Here is a 23110-nt window from a genome sequence, read left to right as displayed (position 1 = left end):
TGCTTTTTTTTGGCATTAACCGTTTTTTTTATGATGAAATTTTACTTTCTGGAAGAATTGCTTTTATTGATTGTGGCTGTTTACACAAAATCCAATAGGAAATTAATTTTAAAAAATGATTTTAATCCCGCAATCTATTCAACGTGAAAAGGAAGTAAAAATCTGAATTGGTTAAGTCGCAATTTTATAAAAAACCAGATGAATAACAAGCCTTTCTGGTTCACAAATTTTCAAGCTTTGACTTTAAGGAAAACGTATTTATTATTTCTTTAATAATGCTATATTTGTATCCTTGTAAAAATTAAAATCATAATAATATGTCAGACGATAAAAAGGTAATTTTCTCAATGCAGAAATTGAGCAAAACCTATCAGGGAGCAGATAAACCTGTTCTTAAAAATATCTACTTGAGTTTCTTTTACGGAGCCAAAATTGGTATTTTGGGTTTAAATGGTTCAGGTAAATCATCTCTTTTAAAGATTATTGCAGGAGTTGATAAAAACTATCAGGGAGATGTGGTTTTTCAGCCGGGCTACACTGTTGGTTATTTAGAGCAGGAACCAATTCTTGATGATTCGAAAACAGTAATCGAGATTGTTCGTGAAGGTGCTGCCGAAACAATGGCCGTTTTGGAAGAATACAACCAGATCAATGATTTGTTTGGTCTTGAAGAAAACTATTCCGATCCAGATAAAATGGACAAATTGATGGATCGTCAGGCTGCACTGCAGGATAAAATTGACGCTCTTGGGGCTTGGGAAATCGATACCAAATTAGAAATCGCAATGGACGCGCTGCGTACGCCGGATGGTGATACGCCTATCAAAAACCTTTCAGGAGGAGAGCGCCGCCGTGTGGCTTTATGCCGTTTGTTATTGCAGCAGCCAGATGTATTGCTTTTGGATGAGCCTACCAACCACTTGGATGCAGAATCTGTACTTTGGTTAGAGCAGCACTTGGCTCAATATGCAGGAACTGTAATTGCCGTGACACACGACCGTTATTTCCTGGATAATGTGGCTGGCTGGATTCTGGAACTGGATAGAGGAGAAGGTATTCCATGGAAAGGAAATTATTCTTCTTGGCTTGACCAAAAATCAAACCGTCTGGCACAGGAAGAAAAAGTGGCTTCTAAACGCAGAAAAACATTGGAGCGTGAGCTTGACTGGGTTCGTCAAGGTGCAAAAGGCCGTCAGACAAAACAAAAAGCACGTTTGCAGAACTACGATAAACTCTTGAACGAAGACCAAAAACAATTGGATGAAAAATTAGAAATTTACATTCCAAATGGTCCAAGATTAGGGACAAATGTTATCGAAGCCAAAAATGTTGCAAAGGCTTTTGGAGATAAATTATTATACGACAACCTGAATTTTACTTTGCCACAAGCTGGAATTGTTGGGATTATCGGACCAAATGGTGCTGGTAAATCTACTATTTTCAAAATGATTATGGGAGAACAGAAAACAGACAGCGGTGAATTTTCTGTGGGTGAAACCGTGAAAATTGCTTATGTAGATCAGTCGCATTCAAACATTGACCCAAACAAATCCATCTGGGAAAACTTTGCCGATGGTCAGGAATTGATTATGATGGGCGGAAAACAAGTGAATTCAAGAGCTTATTTGTCAAGATTTAATTTTGGCGGAGGCGAGCAGAACAAGAAAGTTTCAATGCTTTCCGGTGGTGAGCGTAACCGTCTGCACTTAGCAATGACTTTGAAAGAAGAAGGAAATGTACTGCTTTTGGATGAACCAACGAATGACTTGGACGTAAACACGCTCCGTGCATTAGAGGAAGGTCTAGAGAATTTTGCAGGATGTGCCGTTGTAATTTCGCACGACAGATGGTTCCTTGACAGAATATGTACTCATATCCTTGCTTTTGAGGGTGACTCTGAAGTATATTTCTTCGAAGGAAGCTTCACTGAATATGAAGAAAACAAAAAGAAACGTTTAGGCGGTGATTTAACACCAAAACGACTGAAATACAGAAAGTTAATTAGATAATAATTGATTTTTATATAATAAAAGCCTCAAATTCTATTAGTAATTTGAGGCTTTTTGTGTAGAAATAATAATGATGCCAGTATTCTATAAACTGATCTTTTCAAAATAAAATACTTAATGAAAATGATTTGTTATCAATACGTAATTCATTATTATTTAGTTAATAAAAAATTGTAATTAATTTTTACTTTGTCAGCAATTTTTTTTCTGACAAGGCTCGGTATTTCTATATCAAAGTCTTCAGGTTTTACATCAAATGAACCTGTAACATTCACTCCATTGGCAGCTTTCGAAATTTTTAGGATTACTGTTAAAGGTTTTGTTTTTCCGTGAATTGTAAAATCTCCCTTTAAAGTATAATTTGCAGGGGTATTTGTAATTTTTGCAATGTCAAAATTTTCTATTTTGCCTTTTAAAGTGGCTTTTGAGAATTTTTCGGATTCCATATAGTTTTCGTTAAAATGTTCCTCCATCAAGGCTATTTTAAATTGAAACCCTTTTATGAGAACCAATGCAGCAAAATCACCACTCGACTGTTCTAAAACCGCTGAAGTACTTTTATTTTCGGCAGCTACTTCTTCATATGAAGCTACAGAAGCCTGAAATTTTATATTTCCTGTTTTTGTTATCAGCTTCTGCGCAAACACATCAGTACCTGCTGCAATAATTAATAGCAATGAAAATAGTATTACAAATGTTTTTTTCAAAATAATTAGTTTTCTAGTAGTCCGTCAGTATTCCACTTTTTAATAATATCAATATTAGCCTGAGACATTCTGCCTCCCTGTGGCATAATTCCTTGCTCGCCATTCTGCAGCTGTATGCGGTTTAATAGTCCTGCGCTTTGTACTGCTTCTTTTACTTGAGCATAAGTAGTCAGAGGCCTGAAAGCTGCCGCTTTTCCAGTCTGATGACAGGTTATACAATTAGCATCAATAATTGATTTTACATTTTTAGTATAAGTAAGTTTCGCTGCCGGTTCTGTAGTAGGAGGAGGAGTTCCTGTTCCAGGCGGTGTTTCAATTTCCTGATATGTATCAGAATCACTGCAGCTTGCCAATGAAGCTAGTAAAATTGTAAATGCAATCGCTTTTTTCATAATTTATAGTTTATAGTTATTAAAATATTCTGTATAAGTTAAATCCAAAAAAGAAGTCTCCTTTTCCCCATTCACCAGAAGCATTAGTAAGATATCCGCTTTCGCTCATGGATTGTGAATTGGTAAAAATCAGCTGAAAAACATGCCCTCCCGTTTCTACGTCAAGACCAACCGATAAAGGATTTTCATAAAAATCAGGTTTGTCAAAATTGTGCATGTATTCTACATTGACAGACAGCCTTTTTGTGATTTTATAGCGTCCGCCTCCACCAAACGAAAACTGGTTATCATTTTCTATTTCAGGATTGTAAAGGTTTTTATGTATAAATGATGGTACTAATTCCAATGATATTTTTGGACTTATTTTTCTTGATATCAGCAGCTGCTGTATGTATGTAAAACGATGCTTCGATTCTAAACCAGGATATTGGTCTTTCTCTAAATATGTGTTTATATCAGCAACACTGTATCCTGCAACATCTACAGGAAAGCTATCGTCTTGTCTTAGCATTCGGTATTTTGCTCCAGTTTCATACATTTTATTGAATGTGTGCCTGGAAAGGCTAACAGATAACCAATCGGTAATTCCATAAATACCGCCCAGTTTTGTAGTAGCTTCATCTAGACCAAAAAAACTGTCTAGACCGTCTTTTACAGTGCCAAAACGATGCGAGACAACAAAATAAAATTCTTTTTTTGCAGGCATTTTTGTGGTTTGCAATGTGACCAGCTGTAAGGCTTTGAAAGTAGCTGTAGAGTAGTTTTTATCTACTTGTGCAGAGTCAAGGCTGTTGAGCAGATCGTCTTGCGAATATGCTATGCTAACCATAAAAAGACATAATGGGACTAAAAAATTCTTCATAAATTATTTGATTGTTTATTGTTAATAGTGCATTGATCTAATTTAACTTCTTGAAAGAGTTCGTCGTAACCAATACATTTGCCTTTAATTGTCACTGTATTATTGATAATAGGAGTTTTTGTTTTTTTGATAAAAAGACAGAAAATATTGTTATCAAGCTGGATTACAGAATCAGTCTCTTTGATGATTTTGCCTGTTATCTGAATAGTTTTGTTAAGGTATTTTAAATCTGCTTTTTCTGGACTTGTATTGTAATCGCTGAATAATTTGGCAGCAGATACATTTAGATCGGGAGTTTCGGATTCTATATTGCGGGCTTCCTTAAAAACGACACCGTAATACAAATAAATACCAGCAGATGCCATCAGCAGTAAGCTCGCAATTCCTAATGCTATTTTTTTTCTTTTCATAATATTTAATTTTAAATAGGAGAAATGCTTTTTCTTTTTTGAATAGAATTCAATAGTAAAACAGCCTTTAAGCAGTTTACCCTACCAAAGAATTGTTGTTTTATAAAAAAAAAGTAAAAAAATAGAGAAAGGATTTTTTGAAATCCTTAAGTTAGAGTTACATGGAAATTCTAAAGCTCACGTTTGGAGTTCTTTGCAAGGCAAATGTTTCAACTTCCTCTATAGAATTTGTTAAATTGCTGATTCTATAATATTCGCTGATTTCATTTTTTCTGTTAAGGATATTTAGGACCGAAACACCTAATTTGTATTGTATGCCATTTTTATTTTTCCATTTATAGGTCGATGATATATTGACCTGCGAAAATATATGAAGGTTGGTATTGTTGGGTTTGTTATAGACCAGCACAGGATTGGAAAAATCGATTTGAGAATTGTCTGGAGAGGTTTTTGGCCGGCCGGATGACCATTTTGTTCCCAAAGCAATTTTAAAATTGTTTCGTTCATAAATTCCTGCCCACGAAAGTGTATGAGTCAATTCAAAGTTATTTGGAAAACTGGGATATTCATAACTTGGAAAATCATAATTATTATCATTATAAGTATAGCTAAACCAGGTGAGAAAGTGATTTATTTTTTTCTGAATTAGAAATTCGGTTCCTAAAACTTCATAATCACCAGTAGTTCTTACAAACTCCAATTGATTTTGAAAGCCTTGGCTGGAAGTTGTAATTCCGGTCACTTTTTTATAGAAATTCTCTATATCCAGCAGCCAGTCATTTTTTTTATAAAATATATTAAAGGATATCTGCTTACTGCGCTGAACAGGGATTGTTGCATTATCTGCAATGACCCAGCGTCTTTTTTCGATGCCAAAATAATCCTTCTGCAAATCAATAATCTGCTGTGAGTTCTGGCTTTTTAATTCCCCCAGCAGTTCTAAATTCAAACTTCTGCTAATCCCGTAAATAAATTGCATCCGGGGTTCTATAATGTATTTTTTGAATTTTTCAATATAATTGATTCTGGTACCGGCTTTAAAGTAAATTCTAGAAAGTGTATCGTTGTACTTTCCTTCGAAAATTAAAGCGTGAGTCCTGAGAACGTCTTTTATTTTACGATAAAAATCTGGATTGTTCACCTGCTCTAAATTGGTTATCCCAATTTCATTAAACTGATATCCATCATTAAAACTAAATCTGGAGTTTATGGTATGATTATTTTCTAAATTAATTCCATTATTGTTTACTGTATTTTCCTGAACAACTATTTGATCATCTGCTGTGTTATTTTGATTTGCAGAAAGTTTGTATGACGAATTATACAGATTGATCTCTGTTCTATTATACATATTCCAGTTAGTTTTCCATGCCAGATTTCCACCATAGTTCTGCTGGCGCAAAATATTGTCTTCCGATTTATTGATGTTATTTACACTCGCACTCTGAAAAACTTCCAGATTGTCTTTTATTGTTATTAAATCTAATGTCAGCAGGTTTTTAGTTCCAATTTTCTGAGCATATTTTAACGTTGCATCGTAGAAATCAAATTCTTTATCACTTTTATAATTGACATTTTGTTTTTGCGAAAAATCAGTTATGGTTGTATTTTGAAAAACTTTATTTAAATATTCTCTATAAGTTGGGGTTTCTACATAATCAGTAATGGATTTGCGCCCTGCAATTTCGATATAACTCTTTTGCGAAAGATTGTACTTCGCATAAACATCAGCATTAATCATATTTATTCCTGCACTAAACGAATTTTTTTCTGCAGTATTGGGAGTAGAAGAAATGGCTACTACGCTCGACACACTTTCTCCAAAAAAAGCAGAACTTCCATCTTTATAAATAGAAATACTGTGAGCCAGATTTGGATTAAAGGCAGATATTAACCCAAAAAAATGACCTGTCTGGTACATTCTTATCCCATTCCACAAAAACAGATTCTGATCATGCGTACCGCCTCGTACATTAATGCTCGATACACTTTCGTCTATACTGTTTACACCAGGTATCTGCTGCATAGTCTGCAAAGCATCAGGTTCGATAAGACCGGGAAGAATACCAAATTTTTTGGGCCTAATCTCGAACGAGCCATCTTTGTTTTTTGAGATACCCGAAGCCAGAATACCATGCGCTTTAATTTCTTCCAGCTCTGTAATCTCTGGTTCTAAAATAATGTGAAGACAATTTTCAGAAGTTACATCATCTGCAGCGATTTTTTTCGAAATAAACCCAACGTGACTGATTACAATAATATTTATATCTCCTTTTTCAAACTCAAAATAACCATTTGAATCACTTGTAATCTGTGTTGTACTGCTTGAGTTAACATTTGCATTTTCAATTGGCTTTTTATCTATGCTTGAAAAAATGTATCCGCAAATTTTCTGAATCTTGCTGTCTTTTTTATAAATATTAATGAATTTATTTTCAATGTTTTCAAAAGACAAACTGGTTTTTTTTGAAAGATATCGGAGCTTTTGATCTAAAGGCAGATTTTTTTTGGGAGGGCTCAATTGCAGTTCAGCAATAATATCTTCAGTGTAATTAAAACTGACATGATGCTGCTGTTCAATATCGATGATTATTTTTTTAAAAGGCATAATTTTTCCATTGTCCTGAGCAGAAAGACTCAGGACATGAAAAAGTATGAAAAACAAAAAACGAAATCGTTTAGGAAGCAACATTTATTTTTCGTCAAGAATTATTTTGTTTTTAGATACTTTTTTTGCTTTTAAATGGTAAGTCGTGCTAATTATCTGTAAAGCAACATCCAAATCCTTAGAAGGTAATTTTCCTGTAAATAATGAGGTGGTATCTTTCACATTTAATTCAATTGTAATATTGTATTGTCTTTCAACTTCGTCCAGGATAGTTCTGATATTTTCCTTATTAAAAGATATCTGGTTGTCCATCCATTCTGGCTTCGATGTATTTGTTTTTACATTCAGCTGCTCTCCATTTTCAAAACTGACGCCTTGCCCATGAGTCAATAGAATTTGGGTATTAGCATAATTTACTTTTACACGGCCTTCATAACATACAACATCAAACATGTTTTTGCGGGCTTTTACATTAAACTGAGTTCCCAGAACTGATACTTTTCCAAGACTGGTCTGCACTTCAAATCTCTTTCCTTTGGATACTTGAAAATATGCTTCGCCTTTGAGTTCTAAATGTCTATTATTGCCCCAATTCCATTTTTTATAACTTATTTCGGAACCCGAATTCATCACTACTTTTGAATCATCAGGTAATGAGAAAGCTGTTTTTTCTCCATAATCTGCGGTTTGTGTCTGTGGTACAAAAACTTTTAAAGTAAAAGTAATCCCTAAGGCAATAACAAAGATTGCTGCTGCTCGAAACACCCAATTATTGTATAGCGGAACTACCTTAGGAACAGCTTTTTTCTGCTTAAGGATATTGGCCAGCATAGCATTTTCGTCCAGGTCACTTATTTCTAAATGATTGGTGTAATCTTTTATTTTTTGATATTTTTCGAAATCAGGACTTGCTTGAAATGCTTCTAATTCATCTTGCGATAAATCATTGTTGAGCCATTTTGCTAATAAGCGATCTTTTTTCATTGTAGCTGGAATTATATATTAAACAATTGGAACTAAATTTACCCTACTTTATAAATCAATTTCTTTGCGCAGGCTTAACAAAGCCAGATGAATGCGTTTTTCTACCGCCTTGACACTAATGTTTAAGTCTGCAGCAATCTCACTGTATTTTTTGCCATCAATCCGATGCATCAAAAAGGCAATCCGCTGTTTTTCGTTTAAATTTTCAATCGCTTTGAGCAGTTTGGCCTGAAATTGTTTTTCTTCTAGAAGATATTCCGGATTTTCATTTGTTTTATCCAGTCCTGTAAAGTTTTTTTCATACCTCAAAACCACTTTTTGATGAGCAATTTCGTTGAGGCTGCTATTATTTGTAATAGTATAAATATACGACTTTGCTTTCTCGATAGGCACCGAAGCACAATTTTGCCAAAGTTTTACAAAGGCTTCCTGAGCTAAATCTTCTGCCTGGTTCTTATTGCCAAATTTGTAAAAAAGAAAATTTCGAAGTGCTTTTATATGGCTTTTAAAAAAAGACGAAAAAATTATTTCGTCGCAAGTATCTGGTGTAGTTTTATCTGACATTAAAATTTTCGGTTAGCAGGTAGCAAAAGTATTTGTTTTTCTTTTAAGTAGGGTAAAGGTAAGGCTGATTGTTTTATTGTAGCAGGCAAAATGTTTTTTAATCGGATAATCAGAGATTTAATAAAAAATAAAATCCTTTAATTGAAATCATAAAAAAACAATTTCTTTAATTTTTATTACATTTGTAAAAATATAAATATGTTCCCTATAAAAAAATATTTATCATTAACCGCAGCAATACTGCTCATGCTGTCTTGTCAAAGTGAGACGGATGAGCAAAATTATGATACACAAGGAACAATTACAGGGAATTCTCCTCTTGCTTCCTATCTTCAGCGTGTATCGATGGTAAAAACGGTGCAGGATAATTTAATTGACAAATCGAGCTACTGCACGATAAAACTTCCATATAGTGTAACGGTCAATAATGTAAAAATTGATATTAACAGCACTGCTGATTATCAAAAAATAATAGACAATATTAATAGTGATCCCTATGATGCTGATGATGTACAAATAGATTTTCCAGTTACGATGGTTTACTATAATTATATTGAAAAAAATATTCCAGATGAAGCTGATTTTGATTCCCTGATTGATTACTGGAATCTTTATCCTGATCTTTTAACTAAAATCAATGGACTGAACATCAGTTATCCTATAACTATCAACATTTATAATAGCGAAAATCAGATTGCAAGTTCTGTCTCGATTATAAGTGATCAGGCTTTTTTTAATTTTATAAAAAATTTAAACGCAAGCCAGTATATTTCATTGAAATACCCAATTTCTATAATTGATTATAATAATCAAACAAAATCAATTGCAAATAATTTAGATTTCGAAAATGCTATCAAATATGCTATTGATTATTGTCCAGAAAATAACATGGTACCGCTTGATTTTACAGAATCCATTACAAAAGGCTCCTGGAAGATACCTTATTTTTTTTCTGGCTCGGATAAAACTTCATCATATAGTGGTTATTATTTTGTTTTTAAAAATGACTTTTCAGTAATTGCTTCAAAGGATGGCGTTTATACAACAGGTCAATGGGAAACTAAAACTGTTAATAATGTAACCAAGTTTACTATAACTTTTGGTACCGAATTATTGGGCAAATTAAATAGCAGCTGGGAATTGTATGAATTTAATAATTCGCAAGTAAGATTGCGCGATGTAAATAATAGTACTAACTACCTTTATTTTGAAAAAAACAAATATTAATTTCATTCGTGTGGTTAGTCCTTCTGGATATCTTTTCTTTTGAGGCATCGGCCTCTTGGCTCGTCACCTTCATAAAGGGCAATCTCAGAATGCAGGAATTCAGCAGCTTCTGCAGAGTCTTTCACTTTGACAGCGCTTCGCTCTAACATTTCAGTTTCAAATTCAGTTAATACGCTTTCCCTGATTCCAGCCTGTCGCCAATGTGATAATGGCCTGCATCCTCTTGTTATTCCTCTTGCCAGTGAGAGTGCATCCAGCAGTGCTTGATTTGCTCCCTGTCCTTTGAAAGGACTCATTGGGTGTGCAGCATCGCCAATCAGAGTTACAGAACCATTTTTTTTTAACAATCCAGAATCAAGCAATTTTCTATCATACACCGGATAGCCAGAAACATGAGACTCTAAGGTAGCTGTTAATATTTGTGGAATGGGATCATGCCATTGTGTTCGCCGGCAGGCTTCTTCTTTGAGCGCTTTGGCTCCCTTGGCACTCAGTTCTTTAGCCTCATTTTCAAGTATTGGAAAACTCAGCTGCCACATCACCGAGTCGGATGTATAAGGCATTATATATATACGCTCATTTCCATTGGCAGTTTGAAATACAGTAGCAGAGTCCAGCAAAGGGCTTTCAGTATCTTTAAGAGCAATCAAAGGACAGATACCCAATATAACAATACAACCCAGATAACGTAAAGGTGTAACATCCTCACCAATCAGTAATCTGCGTACCGAGCTTCGAATTCCATCAGTTCCAACTGCAAGGTCTGCTTTGAGGTTCTTTATTTTTCCGTTTACTTGAAAGGTTAAATTGACGCCTCCATCGGTACTTTCTTTAAGCCCTACTAACTGATGTCCCCATTGAACTGCATTATATCCGCCTAATTGTTTCAATAAGGCTAAACGCAGTGACTGGCGTGAGATATGTATATTGGTACGTTTTGAGTACTTTTTTGCTTCGGGCTCCAGCCATTTCCTGATTCCCCATTCTCCTATAACTTTTCCTTCGGTGGTATGAACCAGATGCTTTGTAGAAACAACTCCATCTTCCAGCGATAAAATGCCCAGTCCTTCTATAGCTTTGCTGGCCTGTTGTAAAGTGAGTCCGTATCCTTGTGATCGCGCATTAAAGTTATCATCGCGTTCATAAAGTGTAAATGGAATACCGCGGTGCAGACAAGCCACTGCTAAAGCAACTCCGCCGATACCTCCACCAATAATGGCAACATTCGGGTAATTTTCATTGTCGGCAATGGGGAAGCTAGAAGAGGATAGCAAACCAGTTCCAGAACACTTCAGACATACATTTAAGTGGGCTTTTGGACGAACTGGAGCCGTTCCTTTACCTTCTTTTTCAAATTGTTCCAATTGCATTTGATAGTGGAGTCTCACTTTCTTGCTGAGCCTTTGGCTTTTTTTGCCTCGTCCTTTACATTCTAGACAAATAGTCCAGCTTGCTTCTTTATTTTCCACTCTTTCTTCCTTAATTATGGATCTTGATTATTTTATGATCTGTTTTTTATCATATTTTGGCAAATTTAAAATAAAAGATCAGCACAACAAAGACTGCTGGAGTATTTTGCGTCATAATCGCATTAAGATGATTATTTAAACTCGAAAGATTTTATGGCATGAAGTTTGCATTTTGGCCAGTATCAGCAAGCCTCAAAAGCTTTCATTACTATATACTTTTTAACTATATTTGTTTTTATTAAAAAAAGTACCTGATTGTGTCTCAAATAAACAAATTAAAAATATTCAATGATCCAATTTATGGATTTATTACAATACCCAATCCTTTAATCTACGATTTAGTACAGCATCCCTATTTTCAGCGGCTAAGGCGTATTTCGCAGATGGGATTATCCTATCTCGTATATCCAGGAGCAAATCACACTCGTTTTCATCATGCGCTGGGATGTATGCATTTAATGCAGAAAGCAGTTGATGTTCTCCGTTTTAAAGAAGTAAATATCAGTCCCGGGGAAGAAAATGCTTTATATATAGCTATCTTATTGCATGATATAGGACATGGACCATTTTCTCACGCCATGGAAAGCAGTATTGTCGAAGATGTTCATCACGAGGAAATATCTTTATTATTAATGAATCAGCTCAATGTCGAATTTAATGGTAAGCTGAGTCTCGCTATTCAGGTTTTTAAAGGTGAATACCATCGAAAATTTATGCTGCAGCTGATTTCGAGCCAGCTTGATATGGATCGCATGGATTACTTAAAAAGAGATAGTTTTTACTCTGGAGTTTCGGAAGGGAATATCAATTCTGAGAGATTAATCCAGATGATGAATGTGGTAGATGATGTATTGGTAATTGAAGAAAAAGGGATTTATTCGGTAGAAAAATTTTTAATGTCAAGACGATTAATGTATTGGCAAGTATATCTGCATAAAACGAGTTTAGTAGCCGAATTGATTCTTACTAAAGTTTTGAAACGTGCTAAAGAACTGACTGACAAAGGAATTACATTACCTTGCAGTGAACCTTTGCTGTTTTTTATGCAAAATAAAATAACCTTAGAAACATTTGATGAAAAAACAGTAAAATTATTCTCAAAGCTTGATGATTTTGATATTATCAGTGCGTTGAAAGCTTGGGAAAGAAATGATGATTTTATCCTTTCTTCGTTAAGTAAAATGATAATAAACAGGGACTTATTAAAAATAAAACTGACTGATGAAAAAGTTTCATTAGAAGAATTACAAATACAAAAAGAGCGTTTTTCTGCCCAAAATAAAATATCTTTGGCTGAATCAAGTTATTTTATATTCAAAGGAAAAATAAAAAGCCAGGCTTATAGCAAAGTAGCCGAACCAATACGAATATTGAATAAAGATGCAACTATTGAAGATGTCGTAGAAGCCTCTGACCAGTTGAATTTGAAGTCGTTATCGCGTTTGGTTACTAAGTATTATATTTGTTTTCCAAAACATCTGCTTTAAAATTAACATTTAAAACCTATTTTTTATATTTTTGTCGCCATGAATCAAGCCAATCTATTTTTAAAATATATTGTGAGAACGCGCATTTAGTGTGTTCTATCTTATACTTTTTAAAAATACAATCCAATAAGATGAAATTTACAGCTGAACAAATAGCAGGAATATTAGAAGGAGAGATTGTTGGTGATCCCAATATCGAAGTATCCCGCTTATCTAAAATTGAAGAGGGTACTGAGGGTTCACTTACTTTTTTATCCAATCCAAAATACACAAACTTTATTTATACCACAAAAGCTTCAATTACGATTGTTAATGATTCTTTTGTTCCTGAAACTCCAGTAAGCACAACTCTCATAAAAGTTTCTGATGCTTATAAAGCATTTTCTAAACTGCTTGAATTTTATAATCAGGTAAAATTAAATAAAAACGGCATTGAAACACCTTCTTTTATTTCTGAAAGTGCTGTTTATGGCGAAAATCTATATTTAGGCCGTTTCAGTTATATAAGTGACAATGTGAAATTAGGAAATAATGTAAAAATATATCCTGGCAGTTTCATAGGAGACAATGTAACTATTGGAGACAACGTAATTATTTTTGCTGGTGCAAAAATTTATTCCGAATCCGTAATTGGTAATAACTGCACCATTCATTCTGGAGCAATTATAGGCGCAGATGGTTTTGGCTACGCTCCAAACGAAGACGGGACTTATGATAAAATTCCTCAGATTGGCAATGTAATTATTGAAGATAATGTGGATATTGGAGCCAATTCCACTATTGACAGGGCAACATTAGGCTCTACAGTTATCAGAGCTGGTGTAAAAATAGACAACCAAGTCCAGATTGCTCATAATGTTGAAATTGGAAACAATACAGTCATTGCTGCACAAACTGGAATTGCAGGTTCTACAAAAGTAGGAGTGAACTGCATGATAGGCGGTCAGGTAGGGATTGTTGGTCATTTAACAATAGGTAATAATGTTCGCATTCAGGCTCAGTCTGGAGTTGCAAGCAATATAAAAGACAACACTGTTCTACAGGGAAGTCCAACATTTGGATATTCTGATTTTAGCAAATCGTATGTTCATTTTAAGAATTTACCAAAACTGGTAAAAGAAATAGAAGAGTTAAAAAAACAAATATTAAACCAAAAAAATGGAAACAATGGTTAAACAGAAGACCATCAAAAAAGAAATTTCGTTAACAGGGGTTGGACTGCATACTGGAAAAGAAGTAAAAATGACTTTTAAACCTGCTCCAGTAAATAATGGATTTACATTTGTTCGCGTAGATCTTGAAGGACATCCTGTTATTGAAGCTGATGCTAATTATGTAGTTAATACACAACGTGGTACTAATTTAGAAAAATTGGGTGTAAAAATTCAAACACCTGAACATGTTTTGGCAGCCTTGATGGGTTCTGATTTGGATAATATAATTATCGAATTGGACGCTTCTGAGCTTCCTATTATGGATGGTTCTTCTAAATATTTTATGGAAGCCATTGAAGAAGCTGGTATCGAAGAACAAGAATTAAACCGTAATATATATGTAGTAAAAGAAGTTATTTCTTTTACAGATGAAGCCTCTGGAAGTGAAATCATGGTAATGCCAAGTGATCATTACAGTATAACGACTATGGTCGATTTTGGCACAAAAATATTAGGCACACAAAATGCCACCTTAAAAACAATTGATGATTTTAAAAATGAAATTTCTAATGCAAGAACATTCAGCTTTCTGCATGAACTAGAAGCTTTATTAGAAAATGGATTGATAAAAGGCGGTGATTTAAATAACGCCATAGTATATGTAGATAAAGATATTTCAGAATCTACAATGGAAAGCCTGAAGAAAGCATTTGGCAAAGACGAAATTTCTGTAAAACCAAATGGAATTTTAGACAATCTCACTTTGCATTATCCAAATGAAGCCGCAAGACACAAATTGCTAGATGTAATTGGTGATTTAGCTTTAATCGGAACAAAAATCCAAGGAAAAATCATCGCTAATAAACCTGGACATTTCGTGAATACTCAGTTTGCAAAAAAAATGTCAAAAATCATCAAAAACGAACAAAGAAATTATGTTCCTACGTATGATTTGAACCAGGAACCTTTAATGGATATCCATAAAATTATGGCGATGCTGCCACATAGACCTCCATTTTTGCTGATTGACAGAATCATTGAGATGTCTGATAGTCATGTAGTAGGAATGAAAAATGTGACAATGAATGAGAGTTTCTTTGTTGGCCATTTTCCTAATGCGCCTGTAATGCCTGGAGTTTTGATAGTTGAAGCAATGGCTCAAACCGGTGGAATACTGGTTTTGAGCACTGTTCCAGATCCAGAGAATTATCTTACTTTCTTTATGAAAATTGATAATGTAAAATTCAAGCAGAAAGTATTGCCGGGAGATACACTGATTTTTAAATGTGATCTGATAACTCCAATACGAAGAGGTATCTGTCATATGCAGGCAAATGCGTATGCAAATGGGCGCTTAGTTGCTCAAGCTGAACTAATGGCACAGATTGCCAGAAAACAATAATTTTTGTTGATTTGATTAATCCTTTATCCGATTAATCGATTTAACAGTTAAACGATTAAACAAAATATATGAATCAACCGTTAGCATACGTTCATCCAGGTGCAAAAATAGCCAAAAACGTTGTAATTGAACCTTTTACAACCATACATAACAATGTTATTATCGGTGATGGAACGTGGATAGGTTCTAATGTAACTATAATGGAAGGTGCTAGAATTGGCAAAAATTGCAACATTTTTCCAGGAGCAGTTATAGCAGCAGTACCGCAGGATTTAAAATTTGGCGGAGAAGATTCTCTAGCCATAATTGGGGACAATTGTACAATTAGAGAATGTGTCACCATCAATAGAGGAACCATAGCTTCTGGGCAGACCACAATTGGTAATAACTGCCTCATTATGGCTGCAGCCCATATTGCACACGATTGTCATGTAGGTGATAATGCAATAATTGTGAATGGTGTTTTGCTGGGAGGCCATGTAACTATAGGAAATTATGCAGTTATTGGTGGTTTATCTGCTGTCCATCAATTTATAAGCGTTGGCGATCATGCAATGATTTCAGGAGGATCTTTATTAAGAAAAGATGTTCCTCCTTATACCAAAGCTGCTAAAGAACCATTGTCTTATGTAGGAATCAATTCTATAGGCCTAAGAAGAAGAGGTTTTACAACTGAAAAAATCAGGGAAATACAGGATATTTATCGAATTCTTTATCAAAAAAATTACAATACAACACAAGCAATCGGTATTATCGAGGCCGAAATGGAAGCAACAACAGAGCGTGATGAAATATTGGATTTTATTCGAAACTCATCTCGTGGTGTTATGAAAGGATATACAGGAAATTATTAAAAAAAAAACAGATCAATCGTTTATTTGTTAAATCGTTAAATTGAAAAAACAACGCAGCGATTCAACAAAAAAGTATAATAATATAATTTTATTCGGAAGATAGAATCAAGATCAGATTTTTGAACCGATTAAACATTCAAGCATTTAAACATTTAAACTATACAAAATGGCATCTACATCAGATATTAAAAACGGGCTTTGCATAAAGCATAATCACGATATTTATAAAATTATTGAATTTCTTCATGTAAAACCAGGAAAAGGGCCTGCATTTGTAAGAACAAAATTAAAATCTTTGACAAATGGAAAAGTGCTGGATAATACTTTTTCTGCTGGGCACAAAATAGATACTGTACGTGTAGAAACACATACTTTTCAATTTTTATACCCAGAGGGCGATGATTTCCATTTTATGAATGCTGAAACATTTGAGCAGATTACATTAAACAGAAATGTTTTAGATTCTCCAGATTTATTAAAAGAAGGGGAAAATGTAATGATCCAGATTAATACTGAAACGGATTTACCATTATCTGTAGATATGGCGCCATCTGTTATTCTGGAAGTGACTTATGCTGAACCAGGGGTTAAAGGAAACACAGCTACCAATGCTACAAAACCAGCAACTGTTGAAACTGGAGCAACTGTAAACGTTCCATTGTTTATCAATGAAGGTGACAAAATAAAAATCGATACTGCTACTGGTTCTTATATGGAACGAGTAAAAGAGTAAATAATCTGATAATTTAAAAGTGTGTTAATATCGCATTAGCACATTTTTTTATTTAATACCATTTCTGATTAAAATATGAAATTCCCAAAAGTTTATTCTCTGCAGCATATTGCAAATTTGCTTGAATGTGAATTTGTTGGAGACAGTTCATTCCCAGTTTATGGCATGAACGAAATCCATGTCGTAGAATCTGGTGACATTGTTTTTGTAGATCATCCAAAATATTATGACAAAGCATTAAATTCTGCTGCAACAATTATTTTAATAAACAAAAAAGTGGAATGTCCAGAAGGGAAAGCATTATTGATTTCTGATGATCCGTTTAGAGATTTTAATGTTTTGACGAGGCATTTTAAGCCTTTTCAGCAGGCTAGCAATTCTGTCGCTGCTAGCGCAAAAGTCGGAAAGGGAACTGTTATCCAGCCAAATGCATTTATTGGTAACAATGTAGTTATTGGAGATAATTGCCAGATACATGCCAATGTTGCTATTTATGATCATACCATTATAGGTAATAACGTAATTATTCATTCAGGATCTGTCCTTGGAGCAGATGCTTTTTATTATAAAAAAAGACCCGAAGGCTACGATCAGTTATTATCAGGCGGAAGAGTTGTCATAAAAGACAATGTTGGAATTGGTGCTCTATGCACTATTGACAAAGGAGTTACTGGAGATACAACTATTGGGGAAGGAACAAAAATAGATAATCAGGTGCATGTAGGACATGATACTATTATTGGAAAGAAATGCTTAATAGCTTCTCAAACTGGAATTGCTGGCTGTGTAATTATAGAAGATGAAGTGACAATCTGGGGACAGGTGGGTACTACCAGCGGTATAACTATTGGAGCCAATGCTGTTATCATGGGGCAAACGGGTGTCACAAAATCAGTTGACGGAGGAAAAACTTATTTTGGTACTCCAATTGAAGAATCAAGAGAAAAATTAAAACAATTAGCAAATATTAAAAAGATACCTGAAATTTTAAATAAATTAAAATAATTATGTCTGCTAAAGAAATTGTAAAAAAATTTTATAAATCTGATGCCTTCATTAACACCGAGATAATGAAAGAATATTTACATCCTGAATGTATCTTGGATTGGAACAGCAGCAAAGGATTTATTCAAATGGATTACAAAGCCATACTGAATCTGACGAATGAAATAAGCAGGGCATATGTGCGTACAAAAGCAAGAATCAGCCATATTATTGAAGAAGAAAACGTAGTTTCTGTACGATTTTCACATTATGTAAAAACAATTGAAAACCCAAGAGAAGAAATGCTATTGGCTCATATAATGATTATATGGGAAATAAAAGATAATAAATTATACAGAGGCTATCAGATGAGTCAAGTTTTGTAACTTTTTTTATTTTTAAAAAAAAAGTATAATATAATTACAAAAGGATTACTTTTGCCTAACAATTTTAAAAACTACATAAAAATTATATCATGAGTGTTTTAGTTAATAAAGATTCAAAAATAATTGTTCAAGGATTTACTGGAAGTGAAGGAACATTTCACGCAACTCAAATGATTGAATACGGTACAAATGTTGTTGGTGGCGTTACTCCTGGAAAAGGTGGTACAACACATTTGAATCTTCCTGTTTTCAATACGGTAAAAGATGCAGTTGTTCAAGCTGGAGCTGATACTACAATTATTTTTGTACCGCCAGCATTTGCTGCAGATGCTATTATGGAAGCTGCAGATGCAGGAATAAAAGTAATTATTGCAATTACTGAAGGAATTCCAGTTGCTGATATGATTAAAGCAAACAGCTATGTTAAACAAAGAAATGCAAGACTAATTGGTCCAAACTGTCCAGGTGTCATTACTCCAGGTGAAGCAAAGGTTGGGATTATGCCAGGTTTTGTTTTCAAAAAAGGAACTGTAGGAATCGTTTCTAAATCAGGAACTTTAACTTACGAAGCTGCGGATCAGGTTGTAAAGCAAGGTTTAGGAATTACTACTGCTATCGGTATTGGTGGAGACCCAATCATTGGAACGACTACAAAAGAAGCTGTCGAATTATTAATGAACGATCCAGAAACTGAAATTATCATCATGATTGGTGAAATTGGAGGTCAATTAGAGGCTGATGCTGCTAAATGGATCAAAGCAGACGGTAACCGCAAACCAGTTATTGGTTTTATCGCTGGTGAAACTGCTCCTGCTGGACGTACTATGGGGCATGCAGGTGCTATTGTTGGCGGTTCTGATGATACAGCTGCTGCTAAAAAACAAATCATGAAGGACAACGGAATCCACGTTGTTGATTCTCCAGCTGAGATAGGTAAAAAAGTAAAAGAAGTACTTGGATAATTTCCAAATATTGAAAATAATAAAATCCAAAAAAAGTCTCAATATCTGTTGAGACTTTTTTACATTTTTAAAAATAGCAGAGTTTAATCTAAAAAACTTAGCAGCTCAGTTTCTCTGAAACTTAGAGGCTACAAAAATAATATATGTACAAAGAATTAGAAAAGTTTACAGTAAAAGGGAATTTTACTTTTGCACAAGAGGATAATTTAGAATCAGTTTGCAACGCTCCAGACAATGCGAGCGGTGTTTTTATTGTATATGCTATTGAAGCTGGCGCAAAAGAGTTAATTATGGCTGGTTCTACAGGAACCGTTCAAAATGATGGAACTTTGAAAAGCAAAAATGGTGGTCTTTATGATAAAATTGTTAACGGTCATCAATTTGCTAAAACTGGAAGAAAATATTCCTGGCCTGCTCAAATGAAAAAAGAAAATATTGAAACGTTAGAAGTTTATTGGTTTGAAACTTTTAATGATGCTGTAAAATCAATTCCTACTAGCATAGAAGGACAGGTTTTGCAAAACTTTTTAGATGAAAACGGCAAGTTGCCAAGATGGAACATTGCTTTTTAAACATTCTAACTTAAGTAAAAAATGCTTTACATTCCTGTAAAGCATTTTTTTTATTTCCATTTCTAAATAACGCCTATTTCAAAAAACCATTTGTTCAAAACAAATGTTTTTTTTTTTAAATACACTTATGAATTACTGAACTGCAGATTGCTCAAATTTTTATATAAGCCGTTTTCAAGATTAATTAATTCCTGATGCGTTCCCTGTTCACTTATTTTTCCGTTATCAAGTACCAAAATCTGATCGGCACTACGAATGGTGGAAAGACGATGAGCAATAATGATACTGGTTCTTCCTTCCATTAAAATTTCCAATGCTTCCTGAACCAGTTTTTCGCTTTCACTATCCAATGAAGAAGTCGCTTCGTCCAAGATTAATATTGAAGGATTTTTTAACAAGGCACGTGCAATGGCGATTCGCTGTCTTTGACCGCCAGAAAGCTTAATTCCTCTTTCGCCGACAATGGTGTCAAATTTTTCAGGAAAACTTTCAATAAAGGTATAAGCATTTGCTTGTTTTGAAGCATTTATGATTTCTTCTTCGGTAGCATTTGGTTTTCCGTAAGCAATGTTTTCTTTTATGGTGCCTCCAAACAGAATCACGTCTTGCGGAACAATACTCATATTACCACGAAGGTTTTCTAAATCATAATCATAAATATTTTTTCCGTCAATTAAAATTTCACCGCCATCAATATCATAAAAGCGTAATAATAGGGAGGCAATCGTGGATTTTCCCATACCGCTTGGACCAACCAGCGCTATTTTTTGACCAAAATTGGCTGTGAAATTAATATCTTTCAAAACCTTAACCTCCTTTCTGGAAGGATAACTAAAAGCAACGTTATTAAAGGTAACTTCCCCTTTTATTTTTTCTATTGAAGGAATATGCACCTCTGAATTGATTTTTTCCGGAACTTCATCCAGCAATTCAAAAACTCTTTCGGTTGCACCAATTGCCTTTTGCATTTGCGCATACAATTCTGCAATACCGCCTGACGAAGCTCCTACATAACTCGAGTATAAAATGAACGTAAATAATTCGCCCACCGTAATTTCTCCGGCAATACTTAATTGAACACCGTACCAAACAACTCCTACTATGGTACCAAACAAACAGATAATGATAAAAGAAGCAAAATATCCTCTAAATTGCCCTCCCTTGATACCAATTTTTACTACCTCCTTGATTTTTTCCCTGTAACGGGCTATTTCATACCATTCATTGGCGAAAGCCTTGACAATACTGATTCCCTGCATTGTTTCTTCAACGACTACCTGACTTTCGGCAACCTGATCTTGTACTTTTTTGGAATATTTTCGAATAAATCTTCCAAAAACAACAGCAATTACTCCTACCAATGGCACTACCGAAACCATCATAATAGTTAGTTTGATGTTGATACTTGCCAGCATTATAAAACTGCCGATGATTAAAATAAATTGTCTTAAAAACTCCGCAATTGTTGAAGTCAGCGTATCTTGAATTTGGGTAATATCATTGCTGATCCGGCTATTCAATTCTCCAACACGTTTTTGAGAGAAGAACGACATAGGTAATTTTACCAAATTGGTATACAGTGCCAATCGAACATTTGCCAAAGTGTTTTCGGTAAAATTGACAAATAATGAAAGCCTAAAAAAAGAAAATAATGATTGTAGCAATAGCACCAGTCCCAAGCCCAAGGCAATTTGATTGGCCAAGTGAGCATCTTTTTTGTTTACACAATCCACAAGCATTCCCATAAATTTAGGAAAGGCTAGGGCAGTGACACTAGTTAAAAGAAGAAATAGCAATCCTAAATAAAATTTCCATTTGTGATTATCGGCATATTTAAAAATCAAGATTGCTTTTTGCAGTGAATTAGCTGTAATTTTTGATTTGGGTAAATCATTTTCTTTGAATCGTGCCATTATATTTGTTTTTATTATACAAATGTAAGGTTATATGAGGATGATAACCAAAAATAATAATAGGTTTCATTTTGAAATAAAACACTGTTTATGAGCAATTAAAAAACAAAGATGAATTTTTTATTTATTTTTTTGATTTTTTGCTTGCAATTACGAGTTCTAGTTGTATATTTGCACTCGCAATCACGAAATGATAGCAATTAAAAATAGGGCGATTAGCTCAGCTGGTTCAGAGCACCTCGTTTACACCGAGGGGGTCGGGGGTTCGAACCCCTCATCGCCCACAAAAAAACTTCTCAAGAAATTGAGGAGTTTTTTTTGTTATTTTACAAAAACAAATAGTCTTCCTTAATAATGGATATCGTAAAATTCAAAATAACGCCCAAAACGATAAAAATAGAAGTTCGAAATTCAAATAACTATATTTTTGATTTCAATACTGCTGTAGATATTGACAAAGAAGATAAAGATGTTTTGTTAAAACTTCACAATGCTTTGTCATTATTATTTAAAAAAGAAAGCGCTCCAGAATCTAAAAACCATATCTCGCCTAATCAAACCAATATTCTTGACCAAATTGAAGCAATAAGTGATTCAACAGAGAACGAATCCTAAACAGACAAGCTGAAATCAGGAAGAATATTTAAAAGATTTTTTTGCCATATGGCAAATCTTCTGTAAAAAGTTATTATTAACTTTCCACAATGAAACAATTAGTAGAATACATACTGCAGTTTGGTAATTTAAATCAGCAACAGCTGGATTTAATTCAAAGCAAGGCAACAAAAAGAGAAATTCGTAAAGACGGGTATTTTTCGGAGGCGGGTAAAATCTCTATGGAGGTAGGTTTTATTATTGACGGAATAATGAGAGTCTGCTATTATGATAATAAGGGCGAGGAGATTACCAAATACTTCATTGAAGAGAACAATCTCGTTGTAGATTTGGTTAGTTTTGACAACAGCATTTGTTCTTCTTGTTACGTACAGGCAGTAACCGATTGCAAACTTATTGTCTTTTCAAAATCAGACTGGCAGGAACTCTTGGACACCATAATTGGCTGGGATACCATCGTGCATAAAATTATATCAAAAGCATTGATACAAAAAGTTGCCCGAAGAAGCCCTTTAGTTTCAGAAGATGCAACTACTCGCTATTTGTCTTTTATGGAGATGTTCCCAAAAGTAATAAACCGTATTCCACTTTCTTACTTGGCATCCTATTTGGGAATTACGCAATCATCCTTAAGCCGAATCAGAAAAAATATCCGATAAATCGCTTTTTGCCATTTGGCAAATGTTTTTATTTTTTATCAATGCAACTTTGTAATCAATAATTTAAAAAGATAAAAAAATGGGATCAAGAACAAAACCTGGGGAGGAATGTCAAAATAAAATCAGAAATTTGTAGTCTAAGAATTATATATGACTC

General features: G+C 34.2%; 22 protein-coding genes and 1 tRNA gene. 14 read left to right on the top strand and 9 right to left on the bottom strand.

Features of this window, described 5'->3' with window-relative positions; translation table 11 throughout:
• The first annotated feature begins 317 nt into the window (after positions 1-317).
• On the top strand, positions 318-2009 hold the full coding sequence (gene ettA / locus ABEG11_RS14245; RefSeq protein WP_348824842.1) for an energy-dependent translational throttle protein EttA: 1692 nt from the start codon (positions 318-320) through the stop codon (positions 2007-2009).
• 152 nt (positions 2010-2161) lie between these two features.
• Here ettA and ABEG11_RS14240 read toward each other — a convergent pair whose 3' ends face one another.
• From ABEG11_RS14240 to ABEG11_RS14210, 7 genes are all read right to left on the bottom strand, one after another.
• Positions 2162-2716 (bottom strand): YceI family protein, encoded by a 555-nt coding sequence (locus tag ABEG11_RS14240; protein WP_348824841.1) that lies wholly within the window; start codon positions 2714-2716, stop codon positions 2162-2164.
• A 5-nt stretch (positions 2717-2721) separates the two neighbouring features.
• The gene (locus ABEG11_RS14235; RefSeq protein ID WP_348824840.1) at positions 2722-3108 is read right to left on the bottom strand and encodes a c-type cytochrome; all 387 of its coding nucleotides are present in this window, start codon (positions 3106-3108) and stop codon (positions 2722-2724) included.
• A gap of 19 nt (positions 3109-3127) precedes the next feature.
• The gene (locus ABEG11_RS14230) at positions 3128-3970 is read right to left on the bottom strand and encodes a DUF5777 family beta-barrel protein (RefSeq protein ID WP_348824839.1); all 843 of its coding nucleotides are present in this window, start codon (positions 3968-3970) and stop codon (positions 3128-3130) included.
• Complete coding sequence (locus tag ABEG11_RS14225) at positions 3967-4380, bottom strand: OB-fold protein (protein WP_348824838.1); 414 nt, start codon at positions 4378-4380, stop codon at positions 3967-3969. Before ABEG11_RS14225 ends, ABEG11_RS14230 begins: the two co-directional genes overlap by 4 nt.
• Positions 4381-4537: 157 nt before the next feature.
• Positions 4538-7045: a TonB-dependent receptor gene (locus tag ABEG11_RS14220; protein WP_348824837.1), complete on the bottom strand. Its 2508-nt coding sequence runs from the start codon at positions 7043-7045 to the stop codon at positions 4538-4540.
• A 27-nt stretch (positions 7046-7072) separates the two neighbouring features.
• The gene (locus tag ABEG11_RS14215) at positions 7073-7972 is read right to left on the bottom strand and encodes a FecR family protein (protein WP_348824836.1); all 900 of its coding nucleotides are present in this window, start codon (positions 7970-7972) and stop codon (positions 7073-7075) included.
• 48 nt (positions 7973-8020) lie between these two features.
• Positions 8021-8536 carry an RNA polymerase sigma factor gene (locus tag ABEG11_RS14210; RefSeq protein WP_348824835.1) on the bottom strand — a complete coding sequence of 172 codons (516 nt, stop codon included), beginning with the start codon at positions 8534-8536 and terminating at the stop codon, positions 8021-8023.
• A gap of 198 nt (positions 8537-8734) precedes the next feature.
• On the opposite strand from ABEG11_RS14210, the gene ABEG11_RS14205 reads away from it, so the two are divergent.
• Positions 8735-9763, top strand: a complete 1029-nt coding sequence (locus ABEG11_RS14205; protein WP_348824834.1) for a hypothetical protein — start codon at positions 8735-8737, stop codon at positions 9761-9763.
• A gap of 14 nt (positions 9764-9777) precedes the next feature.
• Here the strand turns inward: ABEG11_RS14205 and ABEG11_RS14200 are convergent, their stop codons facing one another.
• Positions 9778-11232 carry an FAD-dependent oxidoreductase gene (locus ABEG11_RS14200; RefSeq protein ID WP_348824832.1) on the bottom strand — a complete coding sequence of 485 codons (1455 nt, stop codon included), beginning with the start codon at positions 11230-11232 and terminating at the stop codon, positions 9778-9780.
• A gap of 257 nt (positions 11233-11489) precedes the next feature.
• On the opposite strand from ABEG11_RS14200, the gene ABEG11_RS14195 reads away from it, so the two are divergent.
• The 9 genes from ABEG11_RS14195 (at position 11490) to ABEG11_RS14155 (ending at position 19766) form a co-directional block, all read left to right on the top strand.
• Entirely contained in the window at positions 11490-12719 is a 1230-nt protein-coding gene (locus ABEG11_RS14195) for an HD domain-containing protein (RefSeq protein WP_348824831.1), read from the top strand.
• Between the two features lie 131 nt (positions 12720-12850).
• Positions 12851-13894 carry a UDP-3-O-(3-hydroxymyristoyl)glucosamine N-acyltransferase gene (gene lpxD, locus ABEG11_RS14190; RefSeq protein ID WP_348824830.1) on the top strand — a complete coding sequence of 348 codons (1044 nt, stop codon included), beginning with the start codon at positions 12851-12853 and terminating at the stop codon, positions 13892-13894.
• The gene (locus tag ABEG11_RS14185; protein ID WP_348824829.1) at positions 13887-15275 is read left to right on the top strand and encodes a bifunctional UDP-3-O-[3-hydroxymyristoyl] N-acetylglucosamine deacetylase/3-hydroxyacyl-ACP dehydratase; all 1389 of its coding nucleotides are present in this window, start codon (positions 13887-13889) and stop codon (positions 15273-15275) included. The genes lpxD and ABEG11_RS14185 overlap by 8 nt, the downstream gene beginning before the upstream one ends.
• 68 nt (positions 15276-15343) lie before the next feature.
• Positions 15344-16129 carry an acyl-ACP--UDP-N-acetylglucosamine O-acyltransferase gene (gene lpxA, locus ABEG11_RS14180; protein ID WP_348824828.1) on the top strand — a complete coding sequence of 262 codons (786 nt, stop codon included), beginning with the start codon at positions 15344-15346 and terminating at the stop codon, positions 16127-16129.
• Positions 16130-16295: 166 nt separating this feature from the next.
• Complete coding sequence (gene efp / locus ABEG11_RS14175; RefSeq protein WP_348824827.1) at positions 16296-16862, top strand: elongation factor P; 567 nt, start codon at positions 16296-16298, stop codon at positions 16860-16862.
• A 75-nt stretch (positions 16863-16937) separates the two neighbouring features.
• A complete protein-coding gene (locus ABEG11_RS14170; protein ID WP_348824826.1) occupies positions 16938-17867 on the top strand; it encodes a UDP-3-O-(3-hydroxymyristoyl)glucosamine N-acyltransferase in 930 nt (309 codons plus the stop codon).
• 65 nt (positions 17868-17932) lie between these two features.
• The gene (locus ABEG11_RS14165; protein ID WP_348824825.1) at positions 17933-18232 is read left to right on the top strand and encodes a nuclear transport factor 2 family protein; all 300 of its coding nucleotides are present in this window, start codon (positions 17933-17935) and stop codon (positions 18230-18232) included.
• 89 nt (positions 18233-18321) lie between these two features.
• Positions 18322-19194, top strand: coding sequence for a succinate--CoA ligase subunit alpha (sucD, locus tag ABEG11_RS14160; protein ID WP_348824824.1), 873 nt, complete (start codon positions 18322-18324; stop codon positions 19192-19194).
• A 143-nt stretch (positions 19195-19337) separates the two neighbouring features.
• Positions 19338-19766: a hypothetical protein gene (locus ABEG11_RS14155; protein WP_348824823.1), complete on the top strand. Its 429-nt coding sequence runs from the start codon at positions 19338-19340 to the stop codon at positions 19764-19766.
• A gap of 125 nt (positions 19767-19891) precedes the next feature.
• Here the strand turns inward: ABEG11_RS14155 and ABEG11_RS14150 are convergent, their stop codons facing one another.
• On the bottom strand, positions 19892-21679 hold the full coding sequence (locus tag ABEG11_RS14150) for an ABC transporter ATP-binding protein (protein WP_348824822.1): 1788 nt from the start codon (positions 21677-21679) through the stop codon (positions 19892-19894).
• A 209-nt stretch (positions 21680-21888) separates the two neighbouring features.
• Between ABEG11_RS14150 and ABEG11_RS14145 the strand changes: the two genes are divergently transcribed.
• The 3 genes from ABEG11_RS14145 to ABEG11_RS14135 all read left to right on the top strand — a co-directional run bounded on the left by ABEG11_RS14145 (position 21889) and on the right by ABEG11_RS14135 (position 22953).
• Positions 21889-21963, top strand: a tRNA-Val gene (locus ABEG11_RS14145).
• A 70-nt stretch (positions 21964-22033) separates the two neighbouring features.
• Positions 22034-22294 carry a hypothetical protein gene (locus ABEG11_RS14140; protein ID WP_348824821.1) on the top strand — a complete coding sequence of 87 codons (261 nt, stop codon included), beginning with the start codon at positions 22034-22036 and terminating at the stop codon, positions 22292-22294.
• An 89-nt stretch (positions 22295-22383) separates the two neighbouring features.
• Positions 22384-22953 (top strand): Crp/Fnr family transcriptional regulator, encoded by a 570-nt coding sequence (locus ABEG11_RS14135; protein ID WP_348824820.1) that lies wholly within the window; start codon positions 22384-22386, stop codon positions 22951-22953.
• Positions 22954-23110: the final 157 nt, after the last annotated feature.

Origin of the sequence: Flavobacterium aestuarii (assembly GCF_040049115.1) — a bacterium.
Classification (GTDB): Bacteria; Bacteroidota; Bacteroidia; order Flavobacteriales; family Flavobacteriaceae; genus Flavobacterium; species Flavobacterium aestuarii.
The sequence above is the reverse complement of the archived record's forward strand: the minus strand, read 5'-3'. Positions and strand labels throughout refer to the sequence as shown.

What these genes read in the sequence shown, in the direction of transcription:
- ettA (WP_348824842.1), top strand. Translation starts at nt 318, where the DNA reads ATGTCAGACGATAAAAAGGTAATTTTCTCAATGCAGAAATTGAGCAAA.
- ABEG11_RS14235 (WP_348824840.1), bottom strand. Translation starts at nt 3,108, where the DNA reads ATGAAAAAAGCGATTGCATTTACAATTTTACTAGCTTCATTGGCAAGC.
- ABEG11_RS14230 (WP_348824839.1), bottom strand. Translation starts at nt 3,970, where the DNA reads ATGAAGAATTTTTTAGTCCCATTATGTCTTTTTATGGTTAGCATAGCA.
- ABEG11_RS14225 (WP_348824838.1), bottom strand. Translation starts at nt 4,380, where the DNA reads ATGAAAAGAAAAAAAATAGCATTAGGAATTGCGAGCTTACTGCTGATG.
- ABEG11_RS14215 (WP_348824836.1), bottom strand. Translation starts at nt 7,972, where the DNA reads ATGAAAAAAGATCGCTTATTAGCAAAATGGCTCAACAATGATTTATCG.
- ABEG11_RS14210 (WP_348824835.1), bottom strand. Translation starts at nt 8,536, where the DNA reads ATGTCAGATAAAACTACACCAGATACTTGCGACGAAATAATTTTTTCG.
- ABEG11_RS14205 (WP_348824834.1), top strand. Translation starts at nt 8,735, where the DNA reads ATGTTCCCTATAAAAAAATATTTATCATTAACCGCAGCAATACTGCTC.
- lpxD (WP_348824830.1), top strand. Translation starts at nt 12,851, where the DNA reads ATGAAATTTACAGCTGAACAAATAGCAGGAATATTAGAAGGAGAGATT.
- ABEG11_RS14185 (WP_348824829.1), top strand. Translation starts at nt 13,887, where the DNA reads ATGGTTAAACAGAAGACCATCAAAAAAGAAATTTCGTTAACAGGGGTT.
- lpxA (WP_348824828.1), top strand. Translation starts at nt 15,344, where the DNA reads ATGAATCAACCGTTAGCATACGTTCATCCAGGTGCAAAAATAGCCAAA.
- efp (WP_348824827.1), top strand. Translation starts at nt 16,296, where the DNA reads ATGGCATCTACATCAGATATTAAAAACGGGCTTTGCATAAAGCATAAT.
- ABEG11_RS14170 (WP_348824826.1), top strand. Translation starts at nt 16,938, where the DNA reads ATGAAATTCCCAAAAGTTTATTCTCTGCAGCATATTGCAAATTTGCTT.
- ABEG11_RS14165 (WP_348824825.1), top strand. Translation starts at nt 17,933, where the DNA reads ATGAAAGAATATTTACATCCTGAATGTATCTTGGATTGGAACAGCAGC.
- sucD (WP_348824824.1), top strand. Translation starts at nt 18,322, where the DNA reads ATGAGTGTTTTAGTTAATAAAGATTCAAAAATAATTGTTCAAGGATTT.
- ABEG11_RS14155 (WP_348824823.1), top strand. Translation starts at nt 19,338, where the DNA reads ATGTACAAAGAATTAGAAAAGTTTACAGTAAAAGGGAATTTTACTTTT.
- ABEG11_RS14150 (WP_348824822.1), bottom strand. Translation starts at nt 21,679, where the DNA reads ATGGCACGATTCAAAGAAAATGATTTACCCAAATCAAAAATTACAGCT.
- ABEG11_RS14140 (WP_348824821.1), top strand. Translation starts at nt 22,034, where the DNA reads ATGGATATCGTAAAATTCAAAATAACGCCCAAAACGATAAAAATAGAA.
- ABEG11_RS14135 (WP_348824820.1), top strand. Translation starts at nt 22,384, where the DNA reads ATGAAACAATTAGTAGAATACATACTGCAGTTTGGTAATTTAAATCAG.